The sequence below is a fragment of the Oleiphilus sp. HI0123 genome (assembly GCF_001635315.1).
The window spans coordinates 1-510 of the sequence record NZ_LWGE01000742.1 but is presented as its reverse complement, the minus strand read 5'-3'; the positions used below and the strand labels follow the sequence as shown (position 1 = coordinate 510).

Annotated in this window: 1 protein-coding gene; it reads right to left on the bottom strand. The window is 44.9% G+C overall.

What is annotated here, in order from left to right; translation table 11 throughout:
• Positions 1 to 510, bottom strand: a 510-nt coding sequence (locus tag A3761_RS06615) for an FAD:protein FMN transferase (protein ID WP_197472905.1), incomplete at both ends; no start/stop codon positions are given.

The window sequence follows — 510 nt, the reverse complement described above, 5'->3', positions numbered from 1 at the left end:
TTAAGATACTGTTTAAACGAATCAGTGTGCATTGTTATGAGGCCTTCATCACCTCGATAGATAAATAACGCACTGATATTGTGCTTTGAGGCAAACTCATACCCCCTCTGCTCACCCATCACCATTAGCGCCGTCGCAAGCCCGTCAGCTAACATGCAATCTTCAGCAATCACACTAACAGATGCAAGCAGATGCTCAACTGGCCTGCCGCTGAGTGGGTCAATCGTGTGAGAATATCGTTTACCATTTTCTTCAAAATAATTTCGGTAATCGCCCGACGTAGCGAGCGCAGCATTACCAAGATGAACCCTAGTATAAACGTTTCTACCCTGTTTATCAGGTGATTCAATACCTAATACCCACAAGGAGTCACGAACACTTCTACCATGAGTCACTACCTCACCACCAATTTCTACCAGAAAGTTTGCGATGCCTTGGTCACGCAACGCGATAGCAACTTTATCTGCTGCAAAACCTTTAGCAATAGCAGAGAGGTCTAATTCTACGTCC